General features: G+C 62.2%; 7 protein-coding genes. 2 read left to right on the top strand and 5 right to left on the bottom strand.

All coding sequences use genetic code 11. The annotated features are described in order from the left end of the window. The first annotated feature begins 607 nt into the window (after nt 1-607). Together H8S56_RS18185 and H8S56_RS18180 are read left to right on the top strand one after the other, a co-directional pair. Nucleotides 608-2017 (top strand): MBOAT family O-acyltransferase, encoded by a 1410-nt coding sequence (locus tag H8S56_RS18185; protein ID WP_024685707.1) that lies wholly within the window; start codon nt 608-610, stop codon nt 2015-2017. Between the two features lie 8 nt (nt 2018-2025). Next, complete coding sequence (locus tag H8S56_RS18180) at nt 2026-3036, top strand: hypothetical protein (RefSeq protein ID WP_187519398.1); 1011 nt, start codon at nt 2026-2028, stop codon at nt 3034-3036. A 395-nt stretch (nt 3037-3431) separates the two neighbouring features. On the opposite strand, the gene H8S56_RS18175 is transcribed toward H8S56_RS18180, so the two are convergent. The 5 genes from H8S56_RS18175 to H8S56_RS18155 form a co-directional block, all read right to left on the bottom strand. Further along, a complete protein-coding gene (locus H8S56_RS18175; protein ID WP_187519397.1) occupies nt 3432-4580 on the bottom strand; it encodes a glycosyltransferase family 4 protein in 1149 nt (382 codons plus the stop codon). Between the two features lie 74 nt (nt 4581-4654). Continuing rightward, nucleotides 4655-5620, bottom strand: coding sequence for a GDP-mannose 4,6-dehydratase (locus H8S56_RS18170; RefSeq protein ID WP_187519396.1), 966 nt, complete (start codon nt 5618-5620; stop codon nt 4655-4657). Then, nucleotides 5592-6725 (bottom strand): glycosyltransferase, encoded by a 1134-nt coding sequence (locus H8S56_RS18165; protein ID WP_024686799.1) that lies wholly within the window; start codon nt 6723-6725, stop codon nt 5592-5594. Before H8S56_RS18165 ends, H8S56_RS18170 begins: the two co-directional genes overlap by 29 nt. After that, the gene (locus tag H8S56_RS18160; RefSeq protein WP_187519395.1) at nt 6722-8278 is read right to left on the bottom strand and encodes a methyltransferase domain-containing protein; all 1557 of its coding nucleotides are present in this window, start codon (nt 8276-8278) and stop codon (nt 6722-6724) included. The genes H8S56_RS18165 and H8S56_RS18160 overlap by 4 nt, the downstream gene beginning before the upstream one ends. Next, nucleotides 8262-9500 carry an ABC transporter ATP-binding protein gene (locus H8S56_RS18155; protein WP_024686797.1) on the bottom strand — a complete coding sequence of 413 codons (1239 nt, stop codon included), beginning with the start codon at nt 9498-9500 and terminating at the stop codon, nt 8262-8264. Before H8S56_RS18155 ends, H8S56_RS18160 begins: the two co-directional genes overlap by 17 nt. Nucleotides 9501-9713: the final 213 nt, after the last annotated feature.

Here is a 9713-nt window from a genome sequence, read left to right as displayed (position 1 = left end):
ACAGGCGCAGAAAATGGGCTGCCTGACACAACGTCTTCGCGAGCAAGCTCGCTCCCACAGGAAGGTGGTCGGTGCAGAGGGTGGTGTGTTTGACACACTGTCTTCACGACATTCCCGACTGCCTGTAAACCGGTTGCCCGGTGAATACAGGGCTGTTGGAAATGAGCCGCGTGTGTCATGCCAACGTGTGGGAGCGAGCTTGCTCGCGAAAGGGCCGTTACAGGCGCAGAAGATGGGCTGCCTGACACAACGTCTTCGCGAGCAAGCTCGCTCCCACAGGAAGGTGTTCGGCGCAGAGGACGGGGTGTTTGACACACTGTCTTCACGACATTCCCGACAGCCTGTAAAGCGGCTGCGGGGCGAACACAGGGCTGTGGGAGATGAGCCGCGTGTGTCATGCCAACGCGTGGGAGCGAGCTTGCTCGCGAAAGGGCCGTTACAGGCGCAGAAGATGGGCTGCCTGACACAACGTCTTCGCGAGCAAGCTCGCTCCCACAGGAAAGTGTTCGGTGCAGAGGGTGGGGCTGCCTGACACGCTGTATTCGCAAGCAAGCTTGCCCCTACGGATAACAATAAATTCCATGCCGTCATTACGCAGTGCCGATCTATGATTTTCAGCTCCTATGCCTTCCTGCTGGTGTTTTTTCCTCTGGTTTATCTGGTGTTCCTGGTGCTGCGGGCCTGGCGGCTGGAGCGGGCGGCGTTGGCCATGCTGGTCGTGGCGTCGCTGGTGTTCTACGGCATGTGGAGCTGGAAGTACCTGGGGCTGCTGCTGGGCCTGATTGTGATCAACTTCGTGCTGGGCAAGCAGCAGGTGCGCCATCGCGCGCAGGCGAAGGTGTGGCTGATCGTGGCGGTGGTGTTCAACCTGTCGGTGCTGGCGTATTTCAAGTACGCCGGGTTCTTCCTCGGGTTTCTGCCCGAGTCGGCCACCTGGCACATCATCCTGCCACTGGGCATTTCGTTCTTCACCTTCCAGAAGATCGCCTGGCATGTCGATCTCTACCAGCGCCGCCTGCCGGACACCGGCACCGTGCTGCAATACAGCTTTTTCGTGTGCTTCTTCCCGCAATTGATCGCAGGCCCCATCGTGCACGCGCGCACGCTGTTTCCGCAGATTTCGGCCGGCTGGTTCAATCGCCCGCTGACCTGGCAACTGGGCCTGTGCCTGTTGACCCTCGGGCTGATGAAGAAAGTGCTGCTGGCCGATCCGCTGGCGCCGGGCGTGGCGATGCTGTTCGACAGTGCGCAGGCCGGCCACGCCCTGTCAGCGCCTGAAGTGCTGCTGGCGGGCCTCAGTTATGGCCTGCAGCTGTACTTCGATTTCTCCGGTTACGCCGACATGGCCATCGGTCTTGGCCTGATGTTCGGCATCAAGCTGCCCGCCAACTTTCGCTCGCCGTACAAGAGTGCGTCGATTGTCGAGTTCTGGCGGCGCTGGCACATCACCCTGTCGGGTTTTCTGCGTGACTACCTGTACATCCCGCTGGGCGGCAATCGCCACGGGCGGCTGCGCGCCAATGGCAACCTGCTGATCACCATGCTGCTGGGCGGCCTGTGGCACGGCGCGGGCTGGCAGTTCATTTTGTGGGGCGGGGTGCATGGCGCGTTGCTGGTGATCAACCATTACTGGCGGCACCTGAGCCGCTGGCGTCTGCCGCGGCTGATTGCCGTGCCGCTGACGCTGCTGGTGGTGATGCTGGCGTGGATTCCGTTTCGGGCCGATTCGCTGACCACCAGCCTGCACATGTTTCAGGGCCTGACGGACTGGCGTCTGGGCGGCGCGTTCGACCTGTCGCAGCTGCTGACGGAAGTGGCGACGATGCAGGTGGTCAAGACGCTGCCTTGGGTCTGCGCCGCGCTGCTGGTGCTGGTGCTGGTCACGCCGGGCAGTCGTCGCCTGAGCCTGAAGCTGGGGGCGACCGGTCGTGGTGTGCTGGTGGCGGTCGGTCTGTTCATGGTGCTCAAGGCCCTGGCCGGTGCGCCGGACCGCGCCTTTCTGTACTTCAACTTTTGAGCCGGATCATGAAGCGATCAGCGAAAACGACGCGTTTTGTCTGGGGGCTGGTGCTGGGCCTGGCGCTGGTGGTGGGCGCGTGGCTGGCGCTGTTGGCCGGGCAGATCGGTCGCGAGGTGCCCAGCACGCAGTGGGTCGAGCAGGCCTACGCGCACAAGCTGGCCGCCGCCGACGCCATAAAGCAGCCCAAGCTGGTGGTGGTGGCGGGTTCGGCGTCGATGTTCGGGGTCGATTCAGGCGCGCTGGAGCAGGCGTTCGGCCGGCCTGTGGTCAATCTGGGGGTCAACGCGGGCATTCTGCCGCCGTACATCCAGCAGTACGCGCGGCAGGCGATCAAGCCCGGCGACTGGGTGCTGATGCCGGTCGAGTACCCGATGTACCACGAGCGCTATTCGATCAATCAGTCGTTCATTGATTACTGGTGGACGCACCCCGGCTTTCGGCGTCTGGACGTCAACGTGCCGCAGCTGGCCCAAGTGTTGTGGCTGACCTCGGTGTACCGCGCACTGGCGGGTTATCGCGGTTTGCCGCAGGGCTTTGCCGTCAGCGGTCTGTACGGCCCGCAGAATCTCGATCAGCGTGGCGATCAGGTCAACAGCCAGGCTGCGCAGCAGCAGGTCTGGATGCGTGAACTGGTCGAGCGCTCGAGCGTGCAGGACTACGGCGCCAATGCGCGCACCTGGAACGCCAACTGGGCGGGCTGGAAGGCCCTGGCCGATCAGGTCACGGCCGCAGGCGGCTGCGCGGTGTTCGTGCCGCCGCCCATGCTCGACCGCGAGGCCTATCATCGGGGTGAAGAATTGCGTTATTACCAGTCGCTGCCGGATGTCGCACGCCAGCAAGGATTGAACTACATCGGTTCACCTTTGCAGACGATGTACCCCATGGACCGGTTTTTCGACACCAATTATCACCTGAACGCCGAATCCCGCACGTTCTACACCCGGCAGGTGCTGGAATGGACGCGCCCAGCGTTCGACGCGTGCCGCTCATCGACCCCGACACGCCCTACCGAATAACCACCATTTAGTGGGAGATACCGCCGCCTTTTCAGTGCTGCGCGGTCTCCCAGCAAACATCAGGTTTGAGTTGCACCCGATAGTTTGGGCAGGCGCTTACCCTGGTGGGAGCGGACTTGTCCGCGAATACGGTGTTTCAGCCGCTGAATATTTGTTGGATGTACGGGCCTTTTCGCGAGCAAGCTCGCTCCCACGGAGTTTGAGTTGCACCCGATAGCTTGAGCAGGGCGCTTATCCTGGTGGGAGCGGACTTGTCCGCGAATACGGTGTTTCAGCCGCTGAATATTTGTTGGATGTACGGGCCCCTTCGCGGACAAGTCCGCTCCCACGAAACCGCGTTTTCGCGCAGCAAACTTCGTGGGAGCGAGCTTGCTCGCGAAGGGGCCAGCGCTGCCTCAGCGCCCCAGCACGTTGCGATAGATATCCAGCGTCTGCTGGGCGCAGCTGTTCCAGGTGTACTGGCGAGCCCTGGCCAGGCCGAGTTCGACACGTTGTGCACGCAGCGTTTCGTCGGCCAGCAGGTCGCGCATGGCCGCGCTGATGCTGTCGACGTCGTAGGGATCGACCGCCCAGGCCGCGTTACCAGTGACTTCCGGCAACGAGCTGCTATTTGAGGCGATCACCGGGCATTGTGCCGCGAACGCTTCAATGACCGGCAGGCCGAAACCTTCGTACAGCGACGGGAACATCAGCGCGCCTGCGCTTTGCAGCAAGGCCATGACCTGCGCCTGGGGCAGGTAGCTGAGCCAGCGACCTTCGCCACGGGCTTCAAGGGCCTGCAACTGGGGCATCAGGTCTTCGTTGTTCCAGCCGTCACGGCCCACGATGATCAGCGGGTGTTCCTTGCGCACATCGGCCGGCAGCTGCTGGAACGCCTGCAGGATGCGTGGCAGGTTCTTGCGCGGTTGCAGCGTGCCCACGAACAGAAAGAAGCCGGGGCGCAGGCCGTGCTGGCTCAGGACGGCTGCACGCTCCTGCTCGTCGATGCGTTCGAAGTACACCGGATCCACACCCAGCGGCGTCACACTGATGCGCGCCTCGGCCAGGCCCAGGTGCTCGATCATGTCGCGCTTGCTGTGCTCGGAAATGGTGATGACGTGGTCGCACTGACGAATGCTGCTGTTGAACAGCCAGCTCTTGAGGCTGCGCAGGTCGTTCTTGATCCATTCGGGGTGCAGCATGGGGATCACGTCCATGACCGTGGCCACGGTGGGCACCCCGGCAATGCGCGGAATGTGGTGGTCGGTGGCGTGAAACAGGTCCACGTCGCGGCCGATGGCCATCGAGTTGGCCAGGGGCAGTTTGAGGAAGCCGCTCAACAACGCGTGAACCGGAAACCGCACGGCCAGCGGTTTGGGGGTGCCGCAATCGAGCGCTGGCAGGTCGCGACCAAACGCATAGGGTTTGACGTGCAGGCTGCGCTCGCTGCTGTGCGCCAGGTCGTTCAGACCGTGCCACAGGGCTTTGGAATAAGTGCCGATACCGTCCAGGTGCCCGGCGCGTTCGCCGCCCGACCAGACGCTACAGCTAAAGCCAATGTTCATTGTTCGTTGTGTCTCGATTCGGCGGAGAGGGAGCGTCGCGTGGCCCGACGTGTCGGGCCGCACTCGTGTTCAGGTCAGGCGCTGTGCAGGACCTGTTGTCGCCAGTAATCCAGCAGTTCACGCAAGGTGTCCTGCAAGGCGATCTGCGGTTGCCAGCCTGTGGTTTCACGCAGCAGGCGGGCATTGCCCACGGCTACCGGAATGTCCGAAGGGCGCAGGCGTTCAGGGTCCAGTTCGACGTCGATGTGCGCCGTGCTCAAGGCCAGCAACTGGTCGAGCATGTCGCGAATCCTGCGCGAGTGGCCGCTGGCAACGTTCAGGCACACCGGGTGGCCGGGCGTATCGGTCAGCTTCAGCAGTTCAAGGTAGGCGCTGCACACGTCCTGCACGTCCAGGAAGTCGCGTATGGCGTCCAGGTTGCCGACCTTGAGCACCGGTGCCTGTTTGCCAGCCTCGATCAGGGCGATCTGACGAGCGAACGAGGCCGTCACGAAGTCAGCACTCTGTTGAGCGCCGATGTGGTTGAACGGCCGCGCAATGACGCCTTTGACGCCTTTGACGCCCTGGCGGAAGTACTCGCGAAACGCCGTCTCGGCGGCCACCTTGCTGGCCGCGTAGGGGTTCAGCGGCTGCGGCGGGGTGTTTTCGTCCACGCTGTCGGCGGTCTTGAACGCTGCGCCGTAGACTTCCGAGGAGCTGGGAAACAGCACGAAGGCCTCGGGCGCGTGCTGTTTGATGGCCTCAAGCAGGTTCATGCTGCCCATGACGTTGGTCTGCCAGGTCAGCAAGGGGTTCTTGAAGCTGGTGGGCACGTGGGAAACCGCCGCCAGGTGCACGACGTATTCAGGGCGGACCCTGGCCACGGCGCTGGCCAGCGCTTCGGTGTCGCGGATGTCGCATTGCAGGTGGTCGTCTGCCGTGCTTTGGGCCGGGCTCGACTGGCCGCTCAGTGCGGTGACGTGAAAGCCTGCCTGTTGCAGGCGGCCGGTCAGGATCTTGCCGACAAAGCCGTTAGCACCTGTGAGTAGTAAGGGTCGCATCGAGTTGTACTCCTTCACGGGGCTTTAAAAAATCCAGTTGGGCGAGCCAAAGCACTAACGCCTGCTTCAGGTTCTCGCGCTCGTAGCGCATAAGGTTGCGATGCCCGGCATCGATCAGTTTTTCGCGCAGGCCAGGCTCGGTGTTGAGGAAATGGCAGGCCATCGCGAAATCGACCGGGTCGTCGCTTTCCAGCAGTAATCCGCCTTCACCCAAGGTGTCCGGGATATTGGAACGCGCTTGTGTGACAACAGGCAGTGAGGCGTAGTTGGCTTCCAGCAAGGGCATGCAGAACCCTTCATGGGCGCTGGCGCACCAATACTGATGGGCGTTGCTGTACAGCCAGCGCAGCTCGGGCTCCGAGCATTTGCCGACCAGCAGCACGTGCTCCTGCAGGCCCAGGTTCAGGATGTGCATCTGCAGGCCGCGGGCATAGGCTTCGCTGGTTGTGCCGCCGACGATGATCAGGCGCTGCGGCGATTCTTCAGAGGCCTGCTGGTTCTGCAACAAATGATAGAACGCTTCGATCAACAGGTATTGGCGCTTGTTCTCGGCCAGGCGTCCGACTGCCAGGTAAAAGCGGGTACCGGCGGGCTGGTCGGCCATAAATGCTGGCTGGCTCATCGGGCCTTCCAGGCGACGGGTGTCGACCAGCAGCGGCAGTGTCTTGCTGCGCTCGTACCCGGCCAGCTCCAGCTCGCTCTGGTTGAGCGGCGAGTCGGCCAGGGCGTGAACGAATTCTTTGCGCCAGTCACGCAGCTGGGTCAGGCCCAGTTCGGCATAGCGGCGCAGGCCGCTGCCTTCGGGGAAAAACGCCGGCGGCGTGATGTTGTGATAAACCAGCGCCTTGGGGCACTGCTGCAGCATCAGCCACGGGCCGTGATCGTGGCCCATGGAGTGGTGGTACATCAGCAGGTCGCAACGCGAGGCGTGGAAGGTGCGGGCAGGCAGCACCTGACCGATCATCTGTTCCGGGATCGAGAAGCTGTAGATGTCCGATTCGTAGCCCAGGTCGTGCAACAGGCTGCGGGTGAAGAGCAAACCGTTGGTCACGCCGTCGCCAGCGGCGACGGAGGGTGCAAATTGGTCGATACGCACTGGTTTCATGACGCGCTCTTGCTCGCCGTGACCGCGTAATCCTGCGGGCCGTAGAAAAGCGCGTCGCAACGGCGTGCCACTTCGCTGTCTTCGTTCAGGGCGTATTCGCGCGGAATCGGGTTCAGGCGGTGGATCTGCACGTCACTGAAGCCTTTGAACTGCACCAGAAATTCGGTGAAGGCCGGCGGCAGCGGATGGATGTGGGTCGGGTCGGTGTAGAAGTGCGTGGCCGCAGACACGATGTTTTCCGGGTTCGGCGTTTCGAAGATGATCACGCCACCCGGTGCCAGAACGCGCTGGCACTCGTCGAGCAGGGTGTTGAACTGCTCGAAGCTCAAGTGCTCGATCACGTGGAACGCCGACACCGCCGCGACGCTGTTTTCCGGCTGGTTGGCCAGCCAGACCAGTGCGTCCTGCTGCACGGCCTCAAGACCCTGCTCGATGCACGCTTCGACGTTCATCGAGTTGAGGTCGATGCCGATGCGCGCAAACGGCTTGGGCAGCATGTTCAGCCATTCGCCACGGCCACAGCCGATGTCGACCAATGGCAGACCGGCGCTGAGCGGGGCCACGCTGTCGAGGATCGGCAGGTAGTACGACTGACGCTCGCGGATGGTTTCGGCGTCGCCGCGGAAACGGTTTTCGAACGCCAGGTAGAAGCTGTCCGGAATGCTGCTCGGCACGCCCGACGACGCAGCGGCCGGCACCGTGGCAACCACGCTGGTCTCGGCATTGCTGCTGGCGCTGGCGGCCACCTGACGCGGCTGGCGTTCGAGGTGAGCGAGGCGCGCGCGCAGTTCCTGCTGGGTGCTGCGCTCCTGGTTCAGCTCGGCTTCAAGGCGCTTGAGTTCCTGCTCTTTGCGTTCGAGGTCGCTGCGGTGCTCATCGAGCAAGGCCTGCTGCGCGTTGACCTTGAATTCATGGGTATCCAGTGATTTCTGCTGGGCCTGCAGGAAGCTGTTGAGCTCGTCCAGGTGCATCTGCTGACCGCGTTGCAGATCCAGCTGCGCATAGAGCTGAGCCTGCAGGACGTTGAACTGATCGCGGCTGGCGAGCAGGCCATCGCTTTGCAGTTTGTTCTGACGGCTGAGCAAGTCCAGGCGCGCCACGTAGTAGCGGTTGCGCGACTCGATGGACGCCACGCTGTAGGCACTGAGCAGCAGTTTGCCCAGCACAGGGATGCGGCGCAGGGTGTTTTTCAGTTTGGCGCGGCGCAGGCCGTGTACTTCGGTGTTGTGTGCGTTGCCTTCTGGCGAATAGCGCAGGGCGGCAAGGATCTCGAACTTGTCGAAGCCGGAACGCAGTTGATGCAGGCCGTGCTGGATTTCACTGGCCTCGGCCTTGCGCCCCAACAGGGTCGGGTAGGCGGCACGCATCAGCGCTTCGTCGTCGAGCTGGATCAGCTCCATCCATTGGTACGGACGGTCGTAGACCTCGGCCGGTGACGGGTCGAACGCCGGCAGCGCACGCTCGCGGGTGTCGAGCTTATAACGCTGAACCTCTGCTTCGATGCGACGGTTGAGTTCCTGGAAGTCGAGGTCAGGGTTATTGGGTATGAGCATTACGTGCAATTCCGTTAGAAATATCTGTTGGCGCGTGCAGTTCTTCCAGCGTGGCTGCCAGGTCGCAGATGCCGCCAAAGAAGGTCCCGGTGATGCCGGCCACTTCAAAGCCAATGGCGTTGTCGTGCCAGTGGAAACAGTTGATGGTGTGATCCGCCCCGTCGTGCAAGGCCAGGGTGATGGTGTATTTGCCAGGGGCCAGGCGCATCGGGAAGCGATAACGCAGGGTCTTGCGCTCGCCAGCGAGCATGGCGATCGGATGACCCAGGTAATGGCTGTTGGTGCCGAAGATGTCCTGACCGAAGCGGTCGCGGATCATCAGGCCCAGGGACACGTCGGGCAGGTCGACCTGCGCGGCGACGGTCACTTCCAGGACGCCGGTGTCACCGTTGGCCAGGATCGTGCTCTGCGAGTTCAGGCCCTTGAACACGACGTTTTCCATGGCCGCCTGACGCGAGCCATAGCCATGTTGCTCGACCTGCAGGCGTTCGCTGTAGTCTTCGTCATCGGCGCCGAGCAGCTGGTTGTAGATGTTCACGGCGTCTTCGGGATGGCCGTCGGCAACCACTTTGCCTTCGCTGAGCACGATGGCGCGGTCGCAGATCATCTTCACCGCGTTCAGGTCGTGGGAGACGAAGATGATCGAGCCGCCCTTGGCACGAAATTCCTTGATGCGGCGCATGCACTTCTGCTGGAAGTGACCGTCACCCACCGACAGGGCTTCGTCGATCAGGAAGGTGTCCGGGTCGGCATGGATGGCGATCGAGAACGCCAGGCGCATGTTCATGCCCGAGGAATAGGTACGGATCGGCTCGTGAATGAACGCGCCCAGTTCCGAGAACTCGACGATCGAGGCGCGGCGCTCTTCGATCTGCTGGCGTGTCATGCCCAGCAGCAGGCCGTTGCCGACGATGTTCTGTGCACCGCTGAGGTTGGGGTCGAAACCGGTGCCCAGCTCCAGCAGGCCCGTGACCCGGCCGGTGATCTTGATCTGGCCGGCGTCGGGCAACAGCACGCCATTGAGCATTTTGAGCAGGGTGGATTTACCCGCACCGTTGCGGCCGAGAATACCCAGCGTTTCACCACTGGCCACGCTGAACGTAATGTTGTCCAGCGCCTTGTGGGTGCGGTGATAACTACGGCGCATGACAATTTCTTTGAGCCGGTGCCAGGGTCTGCTGTAGAGCTTGAACTCCTTACAGACGTTTTCCACTTCAAGCATGCGTACAACTCTTAATTTGGGGAGTGTTGTTCAGAACGAACCTGGCCCGCCGCAGCAGGGGTGGGCGTGGCGACGTGAATCATGGGCGCGAAGCCTAACATGTGTGGCTGTTGTGAGCATTCAAAGTGTGCTTAAGACTCATGCACCGGCGTTTGATTCAACACCCCGTGTATTTAAATACACGGGTGTTGAATCCACGCACTTGAATGTCAG

This window comes from Pseudomonas triticifolii (genome assembly GCF_014358015.1).
GTDB classification, from domain to species: domain Bacteria; phylum Pseudomonadota; class Gammaproteobacteria; order Pseudomonadales; family Pseudomonadaceae; genus Aquipseudomonas; species Aquipseudomonas triticifolii.
The sequence above is the reverse complement of the archived record's forward strand: the minus strand, read 5'-3'. Positions and strand labels throughout refer to the sequence as shown.